15 protein-coding genes are annotated in these 22,018 nt (G+C 73.9%); 4 read left to right on the top strand and 11 right to left on the bottom strand.

Annotation, left to right across the window (positions count from 1 at the left end):
• From IE277_RS27360 to IE277_RS27340, 5 genes are all read right to left on the bottom strand, one after another.
• Positions 1 to 3,924: non-ribosomal peptide synthetase (locus IE277_RS27360; RefSeq protein ID WP_189956366.1), on the bottom strand; the 3,924-nt coding region annotated here is incomplete at its 3' end.
• Positions 3,917 to 5,014: a methyltransferase gene (locus IE277_RS27355; RefSeq protein ID WP_189956365.1), complete on the bottom strand. Its 1,098-nt coding sequence runs from the start codon at positions 5,012 to 5,014 to the stop codon at positions 3,917 to 3,919. The genes IE277_RS27355 and IE277_RS27360, both read right to left, overlap by 8 nt.
• Positions 5,014 to 5,706 carry a DUF6875 domain-containing protein gene (locus IE277_RS27350; protein WP_189956364.1) on the bottom strand — a complete coding sequence of 231 codons (693 nt, stop codon included), beginning with the start codon at positions 5,704 to 5,706 and terminating at the stop codon, positions 5,014 to 5,016. The genes IE277_RS27355 and IE277_RS27350 overlap by 1 nt, the downstream gene beginning before the upstream one ends.
• A 30-nt stretch (positions 5,707 to 5,736) precedes the next feature.
• Positions 5,737 to 6,996 (bottom strand): pyridoxal phosphate-dependent aminotransferase, encoded by a 1,260-nt coding sequence (locus IE277_RS27345; RefSeq protein WP_229881989.1) that lies wholly within the window; start codon positions 6,994 to 6,996, stop codon positions 5,737 to 5,739.
• The gene (locus IE277_RS27340; protein ID WP_189956363.1) at positions 6,993 to 8,330 is read right to left on the bottom strand and encodes a KamA family radical SAM protein; all 1,338 of its coding nucleotides are present in this window, start codon (positions 8,328 to 8,330) and stop codon (positions 6,993 to 6,995) included. The genes IE277_RS27345 and IE277_RS27340 overlap by 4 nt, the downstream gene beginning before the upstream one ends.
• Positions 8,331 to 8,588: 258 nt before the next feature.
• Here IE277_RS27340 and IE277_RS27335 point away from each other — a divergent pair, with 258 nt between their 5' ends.
• A complete protein-coding gene (locus tag IE277_RS27335) occupies positions 8,589 to 9,830 on the top strand; it encodes a cytochrome P450 (RefSeq protein WP_229881988.1) in 1,242 nt (413 codons plus the stop codon).
• 9 nt (positions 9,831 to 9,839) lie between these two features.
• Complete coding sequence (locus IE277_RS27330; RefSeq protein WP_189956362.1) at positions 9,840 to 11,063, top strand: cytochrome P450; 1,224 nt, start codon at positions 9,840 to 9,842, stop codon at positions 11,061 to 11,063.
• A gap of 99 nt (positions 11,064 to 11,162) precedes the next feature.
• On the opposite strand, the gene IE277_RS27325 is transcribed toward IE277_RS27330, so the two are convergent.
• A complete protein-coding gene (locus IE277_RS27325; RefSeq protein WP_189956361.1) occupies positions 11,163 to 12,263 on the bottom strand; it encodes a PLP-dependent cysteine synthase family protein in 1,101 nt (366 codons plus the stop codon).
• 168 nt (positions 12,264 to 12,431) lie between these two features.
• Between IE277_RS27325 and IE277_RS27320 the strand changes: the two genes are divergently transcribed.
• Together IE277_RS27320 and IE277_RS27315 are read left to right on the top strand one after the other, a co-directional pair.
• The gene (locus tag IE277_RS27320; protein WP_189956360.1) at positions 12,432 to 13,973 is read left to right on the top strand and encodes a DHA2 family efflux MFS transporter permease subunit; all 1,542 of its coding nucleotides are present in this window, start codon (positions 12,432 to 12,434) and stop codon (positions 13,971 to 13,973) included.
• Between the two features lie 82 nt (positions 13,974 to 14,055).
• Positions 14,056 to 14,808 (top strand): TetR/AcrR family transcriptional regulator C-terminal domain-containing protein, encoded by a 753-nt coding sequence (locus IE277_RS27315; protein ID WP_189956359.1) that lies wholly within the window; start codon positions 14,056 to 14,058, stop codon positions 14,806 to 14,808.
• 92 nt (positions 14,809 to 14,900) lie between these two features.
• On the opposite strand, the gene IE277_RS27310 is transcribed toward IE277_RS27315, so the two are convergent.
• The 5 genes from IE277_RS27310 to IE277_RS27290 are packed head-to-tail and all read right to left on the bottom strand — an operon-like array spanning position 14,901 to position 21,946.
• Positions 14,901 to 16,103: a type III PLP-dependent enzyme gene (locus IE277_RS27310; protein WP_189956358.1), complete on the bottom strand. Its 1,203-nt coding sequence runs from the start codon at positions 16,101 to 16,103 to the stop codon at positions 14,901 to 14,903.
• Positions 16,100 to 17,833 carry an IucA/IucC family protein gene (locus IE277_RS27305; RefSeq protein WP_189956357.1) on the bottom strand — a complete coding sequence of 578 codons (1,734 nt, stop codon included), beginning with the start codon at positions 17,831 to 17,833 and terminating at the stop codon, positions 16,100 to 16,102. Before IE277_RS27305 ends, IE277_RS27310 begins: the two co-directional genes overlap by 4 nt.
• A complete protein-coding gene (locus tag IE277_RS27300; RefSeq protein ID WP_189956356.1) occupies positions 17,821 to 19,059 on the bottom strand; it encodes an MFS transporter in 1,239 nt (412 codons plus the stop codon). Before IE277_RS27300 ends, IE277_RS27305 begins: the two co-directional genes overlap by 13 nt.
• Positions 19,056 to 20,774, bottom strand: coding sequence for an IucA/IucC family protein (locus IE277_RS27295; RefSeq protein WP_189956355.1), 1,719 nt, complete (start codon positions 20,772 to 20,774; stop codon positions 19,056 to 19,058). The genes IE277_RS27300 and IE277_RS27295 overlap by 4 nt, the downstream gene beginning before the upstream one ends.
• On the bottom strand, positions 20,771 to 21,946 hold the full coding sequence (locus IE277_RS27290) for an ATP-grasp domain-containing protein (protein WP_189956354.1): 1,176 nt from the start codon (positions 21,944 to 21,946) through the stop codon (positions 20,771 to 20,773). Before IE277_RS27290 ends, IE277_RS27295 begins: the two co-directional genes overlap by 4 nt.
• Positions 21,947 to 22,018: the final 72 nt, after the last annotated feature.

Here is a 22,018-nt window from a genome sequence, read left to right as displayed (position 1 = left end):
CAGGGCGGCGAGTCCGGCCTGTATCACCATGAACAGGGTGGTGCCGGTCTCCCGTGCCAGACCCAGCAGCGCCCGGTGCAACTCCGGCTCGACGAAGAAGGTGTGCAGGGCGCCCCGGTGACTGCTGACCGCCGGGCGGGGCCGGTCGGAGGGCAGTTCCAGCGCGTCGGGCAGCCCGGCGAGCGCGGTGCGCCAGTAGGCCAGGTCGGGGTGCTCGGCGTGCTGCCCGTTCCCTCCCTCGGTCGCCGTGGTCTCCTCGCCGCCCTCGCCGCCCTCGGTCCCGAACTGCTCCTGCTGCCACAGGGCGTAGTCGGTGTACGTCACCGGAAGCGGCGCCCACCGGGGCGCGTCCCCGCGTTGTCGTGCCGCGTACGCCTGCGTCAGGTCCCGCAGCAGCGGCCGCAGCGACGCGCCGTCGCCGGCGATGTGATGCATCAGCAGCAGGACCGCGTACCGGTCGTGTCCGGTGCGGAACACGTCGACGCGCAGTGGCAGTTCACCACCGAGATCGAAGGGGCGGGCCGCCGCCCGCTCCAGGGCCCCCTCCAGCTCCGCGGGCGCCAGGTCCCGGCAGTCCACGCGCACCAGGTCGGGTGCCGCATCGTGGACGATCTGCTCGGGAACGCCCTCGCGCTCCACGATGACCGTGCGCAGCGGCTCGTGCCGGGCGACCACGTCGTTGACGGCGGCCTGCAGCACGGTCACGTCCAGCCCGCCGTCGATGTCCAGGGCGAGCGGGATGTTGTAGGTGGCGCTCGGTCCTTGCAGCCGGTGCAGGAACCACAGCCGCCGCTGCGCGAACGACAACGGCAGCACCTCGGGCCGCTCCCGGCGCACCACCCCGGCGGGCGCGGGCGGGGCGAGGCGGACGGCGAGGCCGGCGGGTGTGGGGGCGTCGAAGAGGTCGGCGACCGACAGCTCGGCTCCCACCGCCGTACGGATCCTGACGAGCAGGCGGGTGGCGAGCAGGGAGTGGCCGCCGTGCGCGAAGAAGTCGTCGTCCGGACCGATCTCGTCGAGGCCGAGGACCTCGGCGAACAGCCGGCACAGCAGCGCCTCGTGCTCGGTGGGCGCCCGGCCGGGCTTGGCGGCGGCCGCCCGGAAGTCCGGTGCCGGCAGAGCCCCCCGGTCCGTCTTGCCGTTCGGGGTGAGCGGCAGCGCGTCCAGGAACACGAAGGCGCCGGGCACCATGTGCTCGGGGAGCCGGCCTGCGGCGTAGCCGCGCAGCGCCTCGGCGTCGGTGTGCGCGCCCGGTCCGGGCACGACGTACGCGACGAGCAGGTCGCCATGGACGGTCACCGCGTTCTGCGCGACATCGGGGTGGCGGCGCAGGACCGTCTCCACCTCGCCGAGTTCCACCCGGTGACCGCGCACCTTGACCTGGTCGTCGGCGCGGCCCACGAAGACGAGCTGCCCGTCGCCGGTCGTCCGCACCAGGTCTCCGGTGCGGTACATGCGCTCGCCGGGCGGCCCGAAGGGGCATGCCACGAAGCGGGCGGCGGTCAGCCCCGGACGGCGCAGATAGCCGCGGGCGAGCGCGCGCCCGGCGACGTACAACTCCCCGGTGCCGCCGGGCGGGACAGGGCGCAGCGCGTCGTCGAGGACATGGACGCGGCTGCCCTGGACGCCGGTGCCGAGCGGGGCGGGACCGTCGGCGGCGAGCGGATCGCTGGTGGTGGCGCACACGGTCGTCTCGGTCGGCCCGTAGGCGTTCACCATGGTCCGGCCGGGCGCCCAGGCGGCCACCAGCTGCTCGGTCACGGCCTCGCCGGCGACCACGAGGGTGGTCACCGTGGGCAGGTCGAGACCGGTCATCGCCGACAGGGCCGAGGGCGGCACGGTGAGATGGGTGACGCGGTGCCGGGCCACGGTGGCGGCGAGGGCCGGGCCGGGCGTCAGCCGGTCGGCGGGCTCCACCACCAGCGCGGCCCCGCTGAACAGCGCCATCGCCGTCTCCCAGAAAGCCGCGTCGAAGCTGGGCGAGGCGAACTGCAGCACCCGCGCGCCCGGTCCCGCGTTCAGCCGCGTACGCTGCGTCGCCACCAGGTCGGAGATACCGGCGTGGGTGACGACGACCCCCTTCGGGCGGCCGGTGGAGCCCGAGGTGTAGATGACGTAGGCCGGGTGTGCGGGACCGGCCGGTGCGGCCGGGGCGGGAACGGCAGACGGGGTGGGGGCGTCGTCGCCGTCGTGGAGCGTCAGCCGGGGCAGGCCGGCCAGTTCCACCGCCGACAGGTCGATGCGGGGATCGGTCAGGAGCAGGGCCGGGCGGGCGTCCGCCAGCATGAACTCGACGCGGTCGGGCGGGTAGTCGGGGTCCACGGGCAGGAACGCGGCCCCCGCCTTCCACACGGCGAGCACGGCCGTCGTCAGCATCCGCCCACGGGGCAGGACCAGCGCGACCAGGCTCTCCGGCCCGATCCCGCGCTCCCGCAGCCGCCGGGCGAGCCGTTCCGCACGGGCATCCAACTGGCCGTAGGTCAAAGGCGGTTCACCGTCGGTGAGCAGCGCGGGGGCATCGGGGTCGGCGGCGACACGGGCGGAGAAGAGGCCCGCGGCGCTGCCACGGGGAGTCTCGGCCACGGCACCGGGCGAAGGCCGCGGTGCGCCGAGCCGCGCCAGTGCCGTCCCCGGCTCGGCCTCGGCGAGGCGCCCGAGCAGCGCGCTCAGCTCCTCGCCGTGCCGGGCCACGTCCTCGGGGGTGTACACGGCGGCGTTCGCCCACAGGTTGAGCTGCAGTTCCCCGGTGGCCGCCTCCTGGATCATGAACTCCAGGTCGTCCACGGGCCCGATGGCTATCCACTGCCGCACAGCCGGCAGCCCGCCGAACGCCGGCTCGGCGGAGAAGGCCAGCACATTGACGATCGGCCCGTACAGCTTGGGCGCGTCGCCCGGGGTGCGCAGGTCGCGGCGCAGCCGTTCGTACGGATGGCGCTGGTGCGCCAGGGCCTCGTCGACCCGCTCGGCGACCTGGGCGGTGAAGGCGGCCAGACCGGCGGCGGGGTCGTGGTCGAGCACCAGCGGCTGCATCGTGGCGAGCATGCCCGGCACCTCCCGTGCGGCCGGACCGGTGCGGCCGGTGACGGGCAGCGTCAGGAGCAGGTCGCGGCGGCCGGTGACGGCGTACACATGGTGGGCGACGGCCGCCACGGCCGTACGCGTCCAGCGCTGACCCAACCGTTCGGCGAGGGTGTGCAGGCCGCGGGTGACCCGGGCGGCGGCACCGGTGCGGTGCAGGATGTAGTCCGGGCCGGCGGGCGCGCTGCGGCCGCCGAGCTGAATCGGCGCCGGCGACTGCGCGAGCCGCTGACGCCAGTACGCGCGGTCACGGGCGCAGTCCTCGGAGGCGAGGTAGGCGGCGTCCTCGTCGAGCAGCGCGCGCAGCGGCCGCAGCGGCGTGCCGGCGGTCCCGGCACCGGCCAGGAGCGCGTCGTACAGCTCGGCCGTGCGCCGGGTGAGCAGCCAGACGCCGTAGCCGTCGAGCACGATGTGGTGGTAACGCTGGTACCACAGGTGCCTGTCCGGAGCGATGCGGAAGACGGCCTGGGCGTGCGTGGGTCCGGTCGCGAGGTCGACGGGCCGGGCCAGGTCCGCGCGCATCCACGCCTCGGCCTCGGCCCTGGGGTCGGCGCGGTCCGTCAGGTCGATCAGTGGGAAGGGGAACGGGTCCGGCTCGTACGGGTACTGCACGGGACCGGTGTCGTCGGCCGCGAACCGCATCCGCAGCGCGTCGGCCTCGGCCACCGCCCGCCGCAGCGCCCGCTCCAGCAGATCGGTGCGCAGCGGGCCGGCGATCTCCAGATAGGAGGCCTGGTTGTACGTGGACTTCAGCCGGTCCAGCTCATGGCCGTAGTAGGCGCCGAGCTGCGCGCCGGTCAGCGGACGGCGTGGGGCGTCGGCCCGGGTCGCCGGGGATTCAGGCATGGTCGGTGCTCCGCTCATGGCTCGTACGGGCGGACGGATCGGGGGCGCCGGCCGGCACCTCTGCGGGTTCGGGAACCGCGACCAGCAGCGCCTTCTGCCCGGTCAGGCGCCGCACGGACGCCAGCCGCAGACCGGCCCTTTGCAGCAGCGCCTCGAACTCGCGGGGGGCGCGCTCGCGTCCGGGCAGCACGGACAGCATGTAGAGGCTCATCAGCGCGGTCATCCGGGCGGCGGCGTCCGTGCCGGGGCGGTCGTCGGCGGCGAGCTCGATCACGACGAGGCGGGCGTGCGCGGGCATGGCCCGGCGGCAGGCGGCGAGGACGGCGACGCACTGGTCGTCGTCCCAGTCGTGCAGGACCTCCCGGAGCAGATAGACGTCCCCGCCGCCGGGTACGGCGCTGAAGAAGTCCCCCGAGCGTGCCTCGGCCCGGTCGCCGAACCCGGCGGCGGTGAACCGGGCGAGGGCCGCGGCTGCCGCGGCGGGCCGGTCGAGCAGGATTCCGCGCAGGTCCGGGTGTGCCTGAAGGAGATGGCAGAGCAGGGCGCCGTCGCCGCCGCCGACGTCGACGAGCGTGCCGGCCGCCGAGAAGTCGTGGGCGCGCAGGATTGCCGCGCTCTCCAGTTCGACATCGCGGGCCTGTGTGGCGTCGAACAGGTCGCGCAGGTCGGGGCGCCGGTCGAGGGCGGTGAAGAAGGAGGCGCCGAACTCCTTGTCGAAGGCGGGTGTTCCGGTGCGCACGGTGTCCGGGATGCCCTGCCAGGCCCGGGAGGAGAGGGCCTGCGCCATCAGCGCGCTGGGCAGGGCGCTGCCGGGTGCGCCCGCGGTGAGGGCGGTGCCGAGGCGGGCGAGGCCGAACCGGCCGTCCGGCAGCAGCTCGAAGACCTCGAAGGCGGTCAGCGCGGTCAGCACCTGATGCAGGGCGGGCTCGTGGGCACCGGTGTCCCGGGCAAGCTCGCGGACGGTGCGCGGGCCGGCCGACAGGGCGTCGGGGATGCCCAGTTCGGCGACGCTGCACAGGGCGCGCGAGACCAGGGGCGCGTACAGCAGCGCACGCACGGCGACGGCGCTGTCGGCTTCCTCTGCACGCATCAGGACTCCTTCCGGCGGATGTGACGGCGCTCGGCCGTCGCGTACAGGCCGAGCATCAGCGGCTCGCGGATCCGTCCCTCGGCGAACTGTGCTCCGAAGCGCTCGCGGTAGGCGGCGAACCAGTGCGGGAGTTCGTGAAGGAAGAGGATGTCGTGCGAGGCCATGTGCCGGATTGCGAGCAGGGGCAGCGGGGAGCGGGAGACGCGGAACCCGTCGTTGCGTACCGAGCGCTCGTCGCAGGCCGGGTGGAACTGGCCGATCATGGCGCCGCCGGCCACGGCGGTGTCCTTCAGCCGGGCGTGTGCGTCGTCCAGGGCCGCGTACCCGTCCTCGCCGAGGTCGGGCAGGACCACGACGAGGCTGTCCAGCGAGTCCTCGGCGGGCCGGCGCATGAACCGCACGAGCTCCTCCTCCAGGAGGCTCCTCAGCTCGTCGGGGTCCTTGCCGGACACCTCGTAGTGGAAGCCGGCACGCAGTGCGTCGGCCTGGAGCGCGGCCGGCACGAACGGGCACACCGCTCCCTTGCGGAGCAGCTGCGGATCCGGCCGGCTGATGTAGTCGCACAGCCACGCGTCGAGGACGGCGACGTCCTCGGCGAGGCGGCGCTCGTACCCGCGCGGCGGCGACACACTGGTGTCACCGCTGAACCCGGTGAGTGACGGCTGTGTGCCCTGTTCGGCACCCGTGGTCATGTGATTCCCTCCGGTGGGCACGGCGGCCGGTCAGGCCGTCAGCTTCGTCAGGGCCAGAGTCATCCGCTCCAACTCGCTGCGGATGTACGGAAGTTCGACGGGATCGTCGGAGTCCAGCGCGGTACGGCGCTGTCGGTCGGTCGCCCCGTACAGCAGACTGGTCGCCGCGCGGAAGCGCAGGGCGCCCGGGTCGTCGCCGAAGTGGTGGCCGCCGAGCACGGCGACACCGGCCCGCTCCAGCAGGACGCGCTCCAGGGACGCCGAGTCGACGGCGCCGTGGGCGGCGAGCGCGGCCCGGGCGGGCTCGAAGTCGGGGTAGACGTAGAAGCCGCCGTCGGGGGCGCGGCAGTCGGCGCCCGCGTCGGTCATCGTGCGGTGCACGGCCCGGGCCACGGCGGCGTGCAGGCGCGCGCCGCGGGCGACGTGTGCCGTCAGCTCAGGGGGCTCCTCGTAGGCGTACCGGGCGACGCTCTGCAGCGGGCCGGCCAGGGAGGACCAGACCTCGCTGGCGGTGGCGAGCACACGGGCGCGCAGTTCGGCGCCCCGGTCCCCGGCGGGGAAGCGGGCCGATCCGATGCGCCAGCCGCCGAGGGCGTGCGTCTTGCTGAGCCCGGTGGTGACGACCGTGCGCTCGGGCGCGACCTCGGCGGGGCTGAGGAACGCGGCCGTCGGCTCGTGCAGGAGGTCCCGGTAGATCTCGTCGGAGACGACCGTGAGGTCCTCCGCGCGGGCGATCTCGCACACCGCTCGGATCAGCCCGGGCGGTGCCAGGGTGCCGGTCGGGTTGTCCGGCAGAGTGAGCACGAGCAGCCCGGGCCGCCGGCCCCGCTCCCGCACCTGCCGTACCGTATCGACCAGCGCGGCCGGGTCGGGCACACCGCCGCAGCGCCTCGGGATGTCCACCCCCCAGGCCCGCCGGCCCAGCAGCCGTGCCTGCGGACCATAGGTCACCCAGGCCGGGCGGGGCAGCAGCACATCGCCGTCGACGGCCGCGACCAGGGACATCAGCAGCGGTTTGCTGCCGGGCGCCACGACGACCTGGTCGGCTTCGGTGGGCAGGCGCCGCCGGGCGTGGTAGCCGGCGACAGCGGCCAGCACCTCCGGCCGGCCCGCGACCGGCCCGTACGCGGTGTGCTCGGCACCGTCGCCGAGCGCCCGCAGCAGTCCGGGGGGAAGCGGCAGCCGTGCCTCGCCGAAGCCGAGATGGACCACCCGATTCCCCGCGGCACGCAGCCGGGCGACCTCCTGGTCGAGCGCCAGGTTGGGCGAGATGGCGGTACCGGCGCTCACCGCAGGGCCTCCGTCCGGGCGGCCCCGCCGGAGGCGAGCGCGGCGCGCAGTGCGTCGTCGCCGCCGGCATCGGGCCGCAGTTCGTCGAACCAGGCGGCGGTCGCCGACCACGGCGCCCGGAAGGGCCGCCCGACGAGCCGCGGATCGCGGGCCTGGAGCAGCCGAAGCCGGAAGTACCGCCCCTCGGGGAGCTCTTCCACCCCGTCGACGACGGCCTTGCCGAGCGTCGTCGACATGACGGGACCACGGACCGTGCGGGCGAGACCGGGCAGTTCGCGGTAGGCGCCCTGGTAGACGTCGACCGCGCGGGCGAGCGGGACCCGGTAGTAGGCGTGCGGGCCGGTGTCCCGGGCCACGAACATGTAGTAGGGCACACAGCCGGCGGCGAGTTCGGCCCGCCACAGCGCGGACCAGGTGTCGGCGCTGTCGTTGACATGACCGATGAGGGGGGCCTGGCAGTACACCACGGCACCGGTCCGCCGGATCCGCTCCAGGGCGCGCTGGGCGAGCGGTGTGGCCAGCTCGCGCGGGTGGCTGAAGTGGGCCATCACCGCGAGGGTGCGGCCCGAGGCGACCACTCGCTCGAACAGGCGCAGGACGTCGTCGGCATCGGCGTCGCTGACGTAGCGCTGTGGCCAGTAGGCGGGCGACTTGGTGCCGATCCGCACGGTCCGCACGGTCGGCACTTCGAGCAGCGGCTCCAGATGGGCGCGCAGCCGTGCGGAGGTCATCACCATCGGGTCGCCGCCGGTGACCAGAACGTCGGTGACCTCGGGGTGGCCGCGCAGGTACCGGATCAGCTCCTGCGGGCCCGGGGCGGCGAACCGCAGTTCGGCGTCCCCGACGAACTGCGCCCAGCGGAAGCAGTAGGTGCAGTAGGCGTGGCAGGTCTGGCCCTGGCCGGGGAAGTACAGGACGGTCTCGCGGTACTTGTGCTGAAGGCCGGGGACCGGGCCGGAGTCGTCGCGCGGCACGTTCAGCTCCTGCTGACCGCCGGGGTGCGGGTTGAGCCGGGCCCGGATGGCGCGGACCGCGGCGACCACCTCGGGATCGCCGTCGCGGCGGCCGGCCAGGCGCCGCAATGCGGCCGTGTCGTCCTCGTCAAGCATGCCGTGCTGCGGGAAGACGAGCTGGTACACGGGGTCGTCCGGCACCTGCGTCCAGTCGACGAGTTCGGACAGTACGTATTCGTTCACACGGAAGGGCAGCACCCGGGAAAGCAGCCGGACCGTTTCGCGGGCGGCGTCCGGGAGGGGATACCGCCGGGCGATCTCGTCCAGCTGCCGCGGCCCGTACGCGCGGAAGCGGGTGGTGCCGTCGACCGTCAGGTACACGCTGGGTCCCCCGTCCTTCGACGCCCGGCTCTGGCACGGACGTTCGACTGCGACTCAAGGGGAACGCTAGGTCGGCCGTGCCCGCTCCCCGGGTGCATGGCACGTTCCTGACCGGACGACGTCAGCTTCCGGCAGCGGTCCGGTCCGACGGCCCGTCGCGGGGCTAGCGTCCGGCCTCAGGCGCCGAAGCGCCGGGCCGCCACCGTGCCACCAGCGCGCGCCGGTCGGCCGCATCCACCCGCGAGGAGTGAAGCTGCGATGACCCGACCGATGGAACCGGCGGACGCCGCCGGGACAGCAGAGGTGCCCAAGCCCCCGACGGGCGTCGGCGACGGCCGCGAACTGCTCCAGTGGCTCCGGACGATGCGTGACCGCCACCCGGTCTGGCGGGACGGGACGACGGGCGCCGCGCATGTGTTCCGCTACGACGACCTGCTGCAGGTGCTGTCGTCGCCCGATGTGTTCAGCTCCGACTTCAGCGGCATCATGCCGCCGCCGGACCCCGACGCCCCCAACTTCACCGAGGGCGTGCTGACGATGACCGACCCGCCCCGGCACGGCAAACTGCGCCGCCTGGTCAGCCAGGCGTTCACCCCGCGCATGGTCGCCCAGCTGGAGCCGAAGGTGGCGGCGCTGACCCGGGAGTTGTTCGACACGGTGGCCGGGGCAGGGGATTTCGACCTGGTGACCTCCGTCGCGTACCCGCTGCCGGTGATCGTCATCGCGGAGATGCTGGGCATCCCGCCGGCCGACCGTGAACTGTTCCGCGGCTGGGGCGAGGCCCTGCTGTCGACCAACTACGAGCTGCCGGTGGGCGCGGTGCCCGACGGCACGATGCCCGAGCACATCGTCGGCCAGCTCAAGGACATGCACGCCTATCTGCTCGGCCATGTCCAGGACCGCCGGATCTCCCCGCGCGACGACCTGATCAGCAGGCTGGTGACGGCGGAGGTCGACGGGGACGCGCTGACCGACGGCGAGACCGTCAGCTTTCTCAACTTCCTGCTGCTGGCCGGCCACTTGACGACGTCGCTGCTGATGGGCAACACCCTGCTGAGCTTCGCGGAGGAACCGGAACAGGGGAAGGCGGTGCGCGCGGACCGTGAGCTGGTGCCGGCCGCGCTGGAGGAGGTGCTGCGGCACCGCCCGCCGGTGGTCTTCCAGGCCCGCGTCACCAGCCGGGAGACCGAACTCGCCGGGGTCACACTGCCGGCGAGGACGCCGGTGATGTGCTGGCAGATGTCCGGCAACCGCGACGAGCGGCACTTTCCCGACCCGGACCGTTTCGACATCACACGCCGCCCCAACCAGCATCTGACATTCGGTCACGGCATCCACTTCTGCATCGGCACGCCGCTGGCGCGGATGGAGTCCCGGATCGTCCTCAACGAACTCCTCGACCGATACCGCTCGGTGGACGTGGGAACGCCCGTCTACTACGAACGCAGCCCCGAGATCTTCGGGGTCAAGAGCCTGCCGATCACCGTCCAGCCCGCCTGAGGAGAGCCGATGACGTCAACGACACCCGAGGCCGAGCCGTTCGAGGGGCCGCCGGCCGTGGTGGGGGACGGCAAGGAGCTGTACGCGTGGCTGAAGCGGATGCGGCGCGACGCCCCCGTGTGGCTCGACCCGGCCAGCGGCTCGTGCCATGTCCTCACCCACGCCGACGCGCTGCGGGTGCTGTCCGAGCCCTCGGTCTTCTCCTCCGACTTCAGTTCCCTCGCCCCGCCCCCGGAGCCGGGTCTGCCGAACTTCGCGGAGGCGTCGCTGAGCGTGACCGACCCGCCGTTGCACGGCCGGCTGCGCAGGCTGATCAGCCAGGCGTTCACGCCGCGCACGGTGGCCGGGCTGGAACCCCGGATCCAGGCGGTCACCGCGGAACTCCTCGACTCGGTGTCGGGGCGGACCGACTTCGACCTGGTGGAGGAGTTGTCGGGCCCGCTGCCCGTGGTGGTGATCGCCGAGTTGCTGGGCATCCCGGCCTCGGACCGGGAGATGTTCCGCCGCTGGGCGGAGTATCTGCTGCCGCCCAGCGACGAGGTGACGGCCGGTGAGTTCCTGGAGGGCGGCTACGCCAAGACGCGCGCCGCCGAGCTCAACGAGATGGCGGACTACCTGCTCGGCCATGTGCGCGACCGCCGCAGCACCCCCCGGGAGGACCTGCTGTCGCGGCTGGTCGCGGCGGAGGACGACGGAGAGCGGCTGAGCGACAGGCAGATGGTCAACTTCTCGGCGTTCCTGCTGCTCGCCGGGCATCTGACCACGACGCTGTTCATGAGCAACGCGCTGCTCAGCTTCGATGGGACGCCGGGCACCCTGGCGCTGCTGCGCGAGGACCCGTCGCTGATCTCCGGGGCGCTGGAGGAGGTGCTGAGGTACCGCCCACCGGTGTCCTTCCTCTACCGGCTCACCCGCGAGGACACCCGGATCGGGGAGGTGGACGTCCCGGCCGGCCGGATCGTGGTCGTCTGGCTGCTGTCGGCCAACCGCGACGAGCGGCTGTTCACCGACCCGGACCGCTTCGACCCGCGCCGCACCCCGGGCGGCCATCTGACCTTCTCCCACGGCATCCACTTCTGCCTGGGCGCGCCGCTGGCCAGGATGGAGTCGTCGATCGTGCTGCGCGCGATGCTGGACCGGTATGCCGACATCCGCTGCGGTACTCCGGTCTACCACCAGCGTCCCGACATCTTCGGCGTGACCAGCCTGCCCGTGTCGGTACGAGCGGCCTGAGGCCCGGGCAGGGGGCCGTTCCCGCCCATTTTGCGAGGGCGGCCCCGCGCACCGCGTACACCCTGCCTCGCGCGCACCGCGTACGTGCGTCACCCGGGCTCATCCGGCCGGGGCGACGTCCCATGTCCCGGTGGCGGTGAAGCGTGCCAGGTCGGACAGCGGCCCGTGCGGGCGCCACCCCTTGGCCTCGGTCCAGGAGTCGTCGTAGTACGTGTCCCGGTAGTTCTCCCCGCCGTCCCCGACGACCATCACCACCGACCCGCGGGCGCCTTCCCGGCGCATGCGGTCCAGGACATGGAACGCACCCCACAGACAACTCCCGGAGGAGGGGCCGGCCATCAGTCCGGTGATGGCGTGCAGATGGCGCATCGCCGCCACGCTGGCGACGTCCGGCACCGGGATCACCAGGTCGACCACCGAAGCATCGAAGGCGGGTTCCATGCGCGGTCGCCCGATGCCCTCGATCCGGGAGGGCATGCCGGTGGTGTAGCCGGGGAAGTCGGCGGCCCAGCCGGGGAAGTACGCCGAGTTCTCCGGGTCGACCACGGCGAGCCGGGTGCCCGCGCCGCGCATGCGCAGATACCGGCCGACGGCGGCCGAGGTGACCCCGCTGCCGACGCCGACCACGATCCACGCCGGTGCCGGCTCGCCACTCGTCTCCAGGTCGCGCAGGATCGCGGTGCCCAGGCCGTAGGGGCCGTTCCAGTCGACCGCGTCCCCCGCCCGCCGGAGGTGGTCGAAGAAGTGGCCGCCGGACTCCTGCGCGAGGGAGCGGGCCTTGTCGTAGATGGCGAGCGGGGGGTCGAAGGCATGGCAGCGCCCGCCCTGCTCCTCGATCCGGCGCCGTTTGGCCGGACCGGTCCTGCCCGGCACGACGGCCGTGTACGGGAGTCCGAGGAGCCGCGCGAAGTAGGCCTGCGCCACGGCCGTGTTGCCGCTGGTGGCCTCGAACAGGGGGGTGCCGGGGGCGATCTCGCCGCGGCGCAGGGCGTCGAGGAAGAGGTCACGGGCGGGCCCGTGCTTCAGACTGCCCGACGGCCGCCGGGACTCGTCCTTCAGATACAGCGCCGTGCCCGGCGGCCCGGCGAGCGGGAACGCCCGCAGGGGCGTGGGCGGTTCCGCGGCCCGGTCGGCCAGCAGCAGGTCGATCGCCCGGCTCACCCAGGAGCGGGCTGTGTCGTCACCGGTTCCCCGTGCCACGCGATGCGTCTCCGTTCTCGTAGCGCTCGGCTGTACGGACGGTCTTCCCGGCCCGGCCGCCTCTCACATCGCCCCTCGCAGGTTGGCCTGAATCAGCACCCAGGCAGGCTCGTCCAGTGTACGACTGAATCGTATGGTGTACGAGACCGCGCCGGAAGGAGCACGCGCATGGCGGCATCCGAACGTGACCGCAAGTGGTGGATCCTGGGGGTCCTCTGCCTGATCCTGCTGACGACGGTGCTGGACAACACCGTCCTCAACGTCGCCGTCCCCACCCTCATGGAAAGCCTCAAGGCCAGTACGGCCGACGTGCAGTGGGTGATCAACGGCTATTCGCTCGCGCTGGCCGGCTTCCTCATCGCATCCGGCGGCATGGCCGACCACTTCGGGCGCAAGCGGGCCCTCTTCGCTGGGCTCGCCCTGTTCGGCGCGGGATCCCTGACCGCCGCGCTGGCCTCTTCCCTGGGCACGCTGGTCGCGGCCCGGGTGGTCATGGGCCTCGGCGCCTCGTTCCTCATGCCGGCCACGCTCGCGGTCCTCATGCACGTCTTCGGCGACGAGGAACGGATGAAGGCCATCGGCATCTGGATGGCCCTGTCAGCCGCCGGCATGGCAGGCGGTCCCGTCATCGGCGGGTTCCTGCTGGCCCACTTCTGGTGGGGCTCGGTGTTCCTGATCAACGTACCGATCGCTGTCGTCGGTCTGGTCGCCATCGCCTGGCTGGTCCCCGAGTCCCGCAACCCGCACAGCGAACGGCCCGACTTCGTGGGCCTGCCGCTGTCCGTGCTGGGCATGGTGTCCCTGGTCTGGGCGGTCATCGCCGCACCGGAGCACGGCTGGACGAACGCGGTGGTGCTTGGTCCGCTCGTGGTCGCCGTGGTCGCGGTGGCCGTGTTCGTGCTGTGGGAGCGCCGGGCGCCCCATCCGATGCTGGACATGGGACTGTTCACCGAACGGCGCTTCACCGGGGCGGCGCTCGGCGGCCTGCTCGCCGCGTTCGGCATGGGCGGCTCGCTCTTCCTGCTCACCCAGCAGCTGCAGTTCGTCCTCGGCTACACCCCACTTGAGACGGGCCTGCGGATCGTGCCTTTCGCCGTGGCCCTGCTCATCGGCAGCGGTGCCGTCAGCGCACCGCTGGGCAAGAAGTTCGGCCTCGCCCGGACCGTCGCGCTGAGCATGGTGGTGGCCGCGCTCGGCCTGTGCGCCATCGCCGCGACCAGCGACAGCGGCTACGGCTGGACCCTGCCCGGCCTGATCGTGGTCGGTTGCGCCATGGGCACCGCAGGCCCCGCCGCCGGCGCCGCCCTGATGAGCGCCATCCCGCCGGCCCGGGCCGGCACCGCCTCGGGCGTCAACGGCACACTCCAGGAACTGGGCACCGGTCTGGGGGTGGCCGCGCTCGGCGCGGCGCTGGTCGCCCGCTTCGACGCGGGACTGCCGGACAGCCTTCCTCGCGGCGCGGAGAAGTCGCTGCCCGCCGCGCTCGCTGCCGCGGGCGGCAGCGTGGAGAAGGTCCGCGACGCCTTCGTCTCGGCGCTTCAGACCAGCCAGTTCCTCGGCGCCCTCGCGGTGGCGGTGGGGGGTGTCGCGGCCGGCGCGCTGCTCGGCTGGGCCGAGCGGGAGCCGACCGCCCCGCCGACGCCGGTCGGCGCGGTGGTCTCCGGCGACCCGGGCGAACCGGGTGACCCGGACCGGCACACCTCGGGATGACCGACGCGCACCCGTGATGGCACGCGGCCGTACGATGACAGGTCTGCGACGGAGTGGCGGAGCGAGACCGGGGAGGCCGGGCGTGGGTGAGCGCAAGCGGGGGGCGGCAACGTACGCGAGCGTGTGGCTGACACCCCCCGCGCGGCAGCCCGGTCCGCCGGGACTGAGCCGGGACCGCATCGTGCGGACCGCGGTCGAACTCCTCGACACCGAAGGCCTGCAGGCCGTGTCGATGCGCCGGGTGGCGGCACAGCTCGGCGCCGGGCACATGTCTCTGTACTGGCATGTGACCACCAAGGGCGCCCTGCTGGAGCTGGCCCTGGACGAGGCGTTCGGCGAGGTGGTGGCCCCCCCGGACGACCTCCGCTGGGACGAGCAGCTGCGTGCCCTCGCCGGCAGCCTGCGCGCGGTGTTCGCCCGGCACCGGTGGGCCGCCCGGCTGATCGGCGAGTACCTCAACATCGGCCCGAACGCCCTGCGCATGACGGACACCGCGCTGCGCGTGGTGAGCGGCTCGGGGCTCGCCCCCGACCAGACCGACAGCGCCGCTGCCCTCGTCCTTGAGTACGTCTGCGGATTCGCCACCGCGGAAACCCGCATGATCGATGACGCTGCGTCGGCGGAGCGGAACGGCGAGCAGTCGGCGGACGAGGGCTTCGCGGAGGTTTCCGACGCGGTGCGGTCCGGATTCACGGAATTCGCGTCCCTGCGCGAGCTCGCGAGCCGCGACATCGGCACGGCCACCGAAATCCGTGACCGCAACTTCGCCTTCGGCCTCCAGTGCATTATCGCCGGCCTCAAGGCCCTGGCCGACACCCGCGAGACACCTGCCTGACGCAGTCCCCCCTTGATTCGGTTGCGACGCCTGCCGGGACACTGGTCGGCACCTGCCGCTTGGCCGCGACGTGGACCCACACGTCTGCCTGCTCATCCCGCTCCAGGCTCCAGGAAGTGGAAACCGGGCCGCGGGTGCATCAGGAAGTCGTGGTGGGAGATGTTCCACGCGTAGGCACCCGCCAGCGAGAACGCCACCCGGTCCCCGGCCCGGAGGCCGGGCGCGGGCACCGAGCGGGCGAGGACGTCCTTCGGGGTGCACAGCTGCCCGGCCAGGGTGACCCGCCCGCTCCGTGCGGCGGGCCGGGGCCAGGGATGCGGCCAGGCGTCCGTCCGCAGGACCGAGCACGGCTGGTCGTGGCCCTTCGTCGCCGGGGTGCGCAGATGATGTGTGCCTCCCCGGACCACGGCGAACTCCTCGCCGTGACTGCGCTTCACGTCCAGCACCTCCGTCACGTACCAGCCGCAGTACGCGCTCAATGCCCGCCCCGGCTCTGTCCGCAGGGTCAGACCGGGGTGCGCCGCGGCCAGCCGGGCGAGCCCGCGGCCGTACGCGGCCCAGTCGAAGCGGCGCTCCGCGGCGGCGTAGTCGACCGCCATGCCGCCGCCGACGTTCACCTCGGCGAGCGGCACGCCCAGCCCCATGGCCCAGGACACAATGCTCCCGGCCACCGCCAGCTGGTCCGTCGCCTCCAGTCCGCTGGCCAAGTGGGCGTGGATGCCCCGCAGTTCGAGCTGGGGGTGGGTCCCGTCCGTCAGTGCCGTGACGGCCTCGCGTGCCTCGGCGGGATCCATGCCGAAGGGGGTGGGGCGCCCGCCCATCGTCAGCGAGCCGCCCGCGGGCGCCCCGTCGGCCGTCGGCAGGTTGACGCGCGGCAGCACCCCCACCCGCCGCCACGGCACGAGGCGCCGGGCGAGCTCCGCCAGGACGCGCAGCTCGTGCCCGCTCTCGACGTGGAAGCGCTCGACCCCCTGTGTCAGCGCGGCCGCCAGTTCGTCCGGGGTCTTGCCGGGGCCGCCGAAGGCGAGCGGCCGGCCCGGCACCGCCGAGGCGACATGGGCGAGTTCGCCGCCCGAGGACACCTCGTAGCCGTCGACGTACGGCCCCAGCGCGGCGAGGATCTCCGGCTCGGGGTTGGCCTTGGCCGCGTAGTACAGCTCGACGCGGCCGGGCAGCGCGCCCCGCACGGCCGCCGCATGGGCGCGCAGGGCTCCCAAGTCGTAGAGATAGGCGGGCAGTTCGCAGGAGGCCAGGGACAGGGCGCGGTCCCGGACCGCGGCGGTGGGGTCGGTCATCGGGCGCTCCCGGCGGTGTCGTGCAGAAGATCCTCGGCCAGCGGGGACGGCAGCCGGACGTAGCCGGCGTCGCGGTCTGCCCTGCGCTCCCAGCGGGTCAGCAGATTGGCCTTGGCGGGCAGCGGCACCCCCGCCAGCAGGGCGGCCAGGCGGGGCGGGCAGCCGAGCCGGTCGGCGTAGGCCTGGAGCGCGGCGCGCACCCGGGCCCACAGCGTCGCCTCCGCACCCGGGTGCAGGTCGGCGAGCGCGGCGAGCAGCTCGGCGACGTGGTTGACCAGCAGGCAGTACACGACACGGTCCCAGCCGCGCTGCGCATCGTACGCCAGCGGCCCCGCCACCTCGGCGGGCAGCGCGGCCAGCGTGTCCGCGTGGTGCTCGGGGACCAGCTTGGTGCCCTCCAGGTCGCGGAAGAGGACCTGGGCGGGCATGCCGTCGGGGTCGACGCAGACCAGCACGTTCTGCAGATGCGGCTCCAGGACCAGACCATGGTCGAAATAGGCGGCGAGGACGGGCGGCAGGAGCAGATCGAGGTATGCCGACCACCAGGCCAGGGCGTGCGCGGCGTCCCCGTCCCGCAGCAGCCGGGAGATGTGGGCGGCGCCGGTGGGGTACTCGTCGGCGACCGCGGCCGCGAGCAGCGCTGTCGTGCCCGGGGCGAGCCGTCGCGGCAGGCCCTCGCGGACGATGACGCCGAACCCCTCGAACAGCGCGCGGTCCGGTGTGCCGTCCGGCCCGGGCAGGGCGAGCGTGCGGTAGGCGGGCTCGCGGAGCACGGCGCTGCCGGGGAAGCGCGCGGCCAGGTCGCCGAGCGCCGGTGCGAGGGCCCGGCTCAGCGCGACGGCGCCGCGCAGCTCGTAACTGCTGTTCTTGCGCACGCAGTTGGTGATCCGCACGTTCAGGCTGAACTTCAGGAAGGTGTCGCCGTCGTACAGGGTGCGCACGGAGGCGGTGGCGGCGAAGGGTGCTCCGCCCGGTCCGAGGTCGAGGACGTCACCGCGGTCGAGGGCCGCGCGCAGGGCCGGATGCCCGCGCAGCGTCTCGTACTGCCAGGGGTGGGCAGGCAACAGCCGGTAGCCGTCCGGCAGTTCCGGGCGCTGCCGGTCCAGCGCGGCCGCGGCCCACGGTGCCGCGGACTCCTCCGCGATCAGCTCCGAGCGGACCGCGAGATGCCGCAGCGGGAAGGCGGCCCGGGCCTCCGGCGCGTACGCCGCCCAGGAGCGCGGGTCGCCGGTCCGGGCCTTGGGCGTGGGATGGAAACGGTGGCCGAAGAGCAGGGCCTGCTCGGAGGCGACATAGGCGGACACCGGACCGTCCGGGGCGCCGCTGCCGGGCCGGGCGGCCAGGGCGGACGCGATCGCCGCGTGGCTGGAGGCGATCTGTTCCAGGAACTCCTCGTTGCGCACACCGGTGCGCAGCCACAGCTCGTCGTGCGTGTACGCGGCCAGTTGCCGCCAGTCGACCACCGACCAGCCCCCGTCCCGCTGTTCGCTCACCGGGCCGGTGAACCGGTGCGCGCCGAACAGCGAGGTGCGGCGCAGCGCGACCCGCAGCAGAACCCCGCGGCGGGGCAGCCGCAGCAGCAGCCGGCCGCCGCTGACGACGCTCTGGTGCTCCGGTCCTGTCACCTCGCGCAGCAGACAGTTCAGGAGCGTATGGGCCACGGCCTCGTCGGCGGTGGGCAGTGCGGCGGGTGCGGTGCCGCTCCCGGGCGTATGGGTCAGCGAGGGCATCGACGGCTCCAGCGGATGCGGCGGTTGAGTGGGGGGATCAGGGTCGCGAGGGCGGTGACCGTCGCGGCCGCGCTGCCGGCCAGGACGGGGGCGGCCGGCCCGTAGCGGGCGCTGCCCACGGCCGCGGCCAGGCCGGCGGCGACCGCGCCGGCCTTGGAGAAGAACTCCAGCGAGCCGAACAGCCCGCCGGGCGAGCGGCCCGCGGCGCAGTCGGCGGCCAGCACCTGCAGGCACACGAGGCCGAGGGTGAGCCCGGCGCCGAGCAGGAGACGCACGGCGACCAGCGCGGGCAGCGAGCCGGCCACGCCGTGTCCGGCGAGGCCCAGGGCTATGCACACGAATCCGGCGGCCATCCCGGTCGACGGCCGGTCCCGGAAGGCGGAGTGCACGGCCAGGGCCGACACCAGATAGCAGAGATGGGGCAGGGCGAACAGCACACCGGACACCAGGGGCGTGGTGCCCGGCAGCCGGTCGTCGACCAGGGCGATCAGATAGGGGAAGGAGACGACGGTGCAGAACACGAAGGCGAACTCCAGCAGGAACAGCACCCGGGGCCGCACCCGCGGCGCGCCCACGACGCCCGGCTCGGGCAGTGCGCCGCCTTGTTCCGGCAGGGCGGCGTCCCGCTCCGGCAGGGTGGCGGCATCCGGCTCCGGCAGGGCCGCCAGCAGCAGCGCGGCCGTCAGCGGGAGCACGGCGAGCAGCGCGTACTGGCGGTGCGGCGACAGCCAGCCGGACAGCGCGCCGACCACGATCGGCGCGAGGACCAGCGCGGCCCGCGCGCTGCCCTGCATCACCGTGAGCGCCCTGGACAGCGCGGCACCCTCCAGGGCGGCCCCCAGATAGCCGTTGGAGGCGGCGAACGTGCCGCCCAGGATGCCCTGGAGGACCAGTGCCGCGGTGAAGGCGGCGAGCGAGTCGGCCCAGCCCGCCAGCAGGAAGGACAGGGCCAGCCCCAACTGGGCGCGCAGCAGCAGGCGTTTACGGCCGAAGCGGTCGGCGAGCCGCCCCCACAGCGGCGCGCAGAGCCCGCCGAACAGCGTCGGTACGACATAGAGGACACCGGCCCAGCGGGCGTGCCGGTCGCCCAGCTCCGGCAGGATCTCGGTGAGATAGGGCGGCAGTCCCAGCGCCGCGAAGGACGCGACGAAGTAGCACCCCGCCACGGAGAACACCTGGCCCCGGCCGGGCGCCGGACGCGGCAGTCTCAGCACACCCCCGCTCATGCCGGACCCTCGTTCCGCAGCAGGTAGTTGGGGCCCGTCGTGTAGTGCTTGTTGACGTCGGCCGCGCCCGAACGCTCCTTGGACAGCAGCGTGCCCGCGCTGACCATCGCCTTCACCGGAAGCCGGGGGGCGTTGAGCACCCGGGCCCGCAGCACGGCGCCCGCGTCACCGCCGAGCCGGTCCACCGCCTCGGTCAGCCGGGCCCGGACGAGGTCCAGCAGGGCCCGGCGCCGCCCGCCGAGTCCGAACGCGTAGGCGCCCGCGCAGAGATGGACCGTGATGGTGGTGAACAGGTCCGTGACCGGCCCGTCCTCGGTGGTGCACGTCCGCGCGTCGTCGAAGCCCCACGGCCCCGGGAGTACGGCGGCCAGGCGGCGGGTGTTGATGCGCGGCCCGTCGTTGTCCTTGAACAGCAGCCGCAGGCTCCCGGGCCGCAGGACCAGCGAGACGTTCTGCTGGTGCGACTCCAGCGCGACGCCGAGTCCGAACAGGGTGGTCTGCCAGTCGAAGAGCAGCGTCAGGAACGCGTCCAGCAGGGCGAGCGGGTCACCGCCGTAGTAGCGGTCGGCGAGATGGCCGAGGACCGGCCGTCCGTCGGGAGCCGGCGCGAGGAGCGCGGCCAGCGGCACGACCGCGGCGCCGTCCAGACCCGCGGGGTGGCGGCGGCACAGGACGGCGAGCAGTTCATGGCCCGCGTGCGCGTAGGTGCTCTCGTCGGCGTGCAGGATCATCGCTCGGAAGCGGGGCTCGCGGCCGGCCGCCGCCTGGAGCAGACGTTGCCCGGCGGCGCCGTCCACGAGCGTCCCGGGCTTGATGCTGCGCTTGTTGCGCAGGCCCAACGTGGCGGTGGCCAGCGGGAGTTTGAGGTGTACGGACGGGTCGGCGGCCACTGCCACGGTGCGCATCGACAGGGTCGGTACGACCTCCAGGTACGCGCGTTCGGCGAGCAGCGCGCTGCCGGTCAGCCCCGTCGCTGCCAGCGCCTCGTCGAGCGGGGCGCCGACGGTCAACGGGTGGACGGGCAGGGCCAGATGCGTACCCTCCGCCTCGGGCAGACCGAGTGCGGCGGGGGTGGGCCAGAAGTCCGGCAGCCGGCCGGCCAGGGTGACCGCCTCGCGCGGCACGGCGAGCCAGCGCAGCGCGAAGCGGGGGTGGAACTCGGGTGCGTAGGCGCGCAGTTGACCGTCGGTGAGTCCGGCGCGGCCGCGTGCGGTCGGGTAGACGGGATGATCCAGCCGGGCGGCGAGCGTGTCGTACGCCAGGCTGCCGGCCGGGCCGGTCCAGCGCGCGGGATCGGCGTGGTGGAGCGCCGTCAGCCGGCCGGTGACCTCCGCCCGGGTCGCGGCGTGCAGCCGCATCGTCGCCAGCGTCTGCCGGCACTCCTCGGCGAAGGCGTCGAAACCGTCCCGGTCCACCGGTGCGGCGAGCGCACGCAGCGCACCGAGGACGTCGGGGTACGCGCTCAGCTCGACGCCGTCCGACTCGCGCAGCAGCAGCGGCCGCCGGGCGGCGTACTCGCACTGGAAGCCGTCCGGGGCGACGGGCAGCAGCAGCGCGTCCGCGTCGGGTGTCGCCCGCCGCAGCCAGTCACCGTCCCCGCGCCGGACGAGCGTGCTGCGGGTGCGCAGCCCGACCACGTCCTCGCGCAGCAGGGCGCTGAGCACCCGGGTGAGCAGCTCGGCCTCGCAGGTGTCGGTCGTCGTCGGCGCGCTCACGGCCGGATCTCCCAGCGCCGCGCGGCCAGGAAGCCGGCCGAGACCCGGTCCACGGCCCGCTGGTCGGTGCCACTGGCCCGCAGGACGCCCAGGTAGTCGCGGTTGGTGTGATACAGCTCGTGCCGTTCGCCCAGCGGGCGCAGCGGGCGGTACACCAGACGCACGCCGTCGACGGTGAGGTCCTCGGCGGCGGGGGCGTCGACGAGGGTTCCGGCGCGGTCGGCGCAGGGGTATTCGAGCCGGGCGGCGCCGTCACGGCGGAGGTCCAGGCCGGCCGGGAGCGGTTCGCCGAGGTGGGTGCGCAGGATGTGCTCGAAGAGCGGGACGCCCAGCAGCCGGGCCAGCAGCAGATCGCACTGGTCCCCGATGGCACGGTAGTTGACCTCGATGATCCGCGCCCGCCCCGCGTGCACCACGAACTCGGTGTGGCAGGCCCCGAACCCGACGCCCAGCGCGTCGAGTTGGCCAAGGACCTGGGAGACCACCGGTTCGGGGTGGGCCGGGACATAGACGAGCCGTTCCTCGATGAAGTACGGCGGCGGGGACAGCTCGGTGCGGAAGCCGCCCAGGACATGCCGGACGTGTCCGTCGCCGAGCGTCTCCAGGGTGCACAGCTCGCCGGGAAGGTACTCCTCGACGACCAGCGCGGTGCCCGGACGCCGGTCGAGGATCTCCTTGGCGTGGGTGACGAGGTCCTCCGGGCCGTCGACAAGGACGACGTCCTCGCTGGCCACGCCCTCGCGCGGCTTGACCACGCACGGGTAGGGCGCGCCGGGCGGCGCCACCGGTCCGGTCAGCTCGGCCGACCACACGGTGTCGGCGCCGGCCGCGGCCAGCCGACGGCGCATCTCGGCCTTGTCCTTGGTGCGCAGGGCGGCCCGCCAGTCCTTGCCGGGCAGGCCGAAGTAGGCCGCGGCGAGGGCCGCCTGGGTCTGGAGGTGGTCGCTGTTGGTGAAGACGGCGTCGGGCCGGTGGTGCGTGGAGATCCGGGTGATGACGGCCCGGACGTCACGGACGTCGCAGTGGAGGACTTCGACGCCGGGATGTGTGCGGCGGTGGGGGCCGGGCTGGTCGGTCAGGACGGTGACGTCCAGGCCCAGCCGGGCGGCCGCGGGCAGGAACCCTTCCGTGACGGAGTCGGTCGGGTTGAGGGCGAGCAGATACAGGCGCATGACGGTGCACTTCCGCGAGCAGTGGGGGGTGGGGGGCGGGCCGCGCTCATGGCCGCGGCCCGCCCTGGTTCA

Source organism: Streptomyces alanosinicus (assembly GCF_014650595.1).
GTDB lineage: Bacteria > Actinomycetota > Actinomycetes > Streptomycetales > Streptomycetaceae > Streptomyces > Streptomyces alanosinicus.
Note: the sequence above shows the minus strand (reverse complement) of the source record. Positions and strands in the feature narration are given on the sequence as shown.

Bases quoted from the DNA above. Each gene is read 5' to 3' on its own strand.
- IE277_RS27330 (WP_189956362.1), top strand. From the start codon at position 9,840: ATGACGTCAACGACACCCGAGGCCGAGCCGTTCGAGGGGCCGCCGGCC.
- IE277_RS27350 (WP_189956364.1), bottom strand. From the start codon at position 5,706: ATGACCACGGGTGCCGAACAGGGCACACAGCCGTCACTCACCGGGTTC.
- IE277_RS27300 (WP_189956356.1), bottom strand. From the start codon at position 19,059: ATGAGCGGGGGTGTGCTGAGACTGCCGCGTCCGGCGCCCGGCCGGGGC.
- IE277_RS27320 (WP_189956360.1), top strand. From the start codon at position 12,432: ATGGCGGCATCCGAACGTGACCGCAAGTGGTGGATCCTGGGGGTCCTC.
- IE277_RS27335 (WP_229881988.1), top strand. From the start codon at position 8,589: ATGACCCGACCGATGGAACCGGCGGACGCCGCCGGGACAGCAGAGGTG.
- IE277_RS27310 (WP_189956358.1), bottom strand. From the start codon at position 16,103: ATGACCGACCCCACCGCCGCGGTCCGGGACCGCGCCCTGTCCCTGGCC.
- IE277_RS27305 (WP_189956357.1), bottom strand. From the start codon at position 17,833: ATGCCCTCGCTGACCCATACGCCCGGGAGCGGCACCGCACCCGCCGCA.
- IE277_RS27355 (WP_189956365.1), bottom strand. From the start codon at position 5,014: ATGCGTGCAGAGGAAGCCGACAGCGCCGTCGCCGTGCGTGCGCTGCTG.
- IE277_RS27290 (WP_189956354.1), bottom strand. From the start codon at position 21,946: ATGCGCCTGTATCTGCTCGCCCTCAACCCGACCGACTCCGTCACGGAA.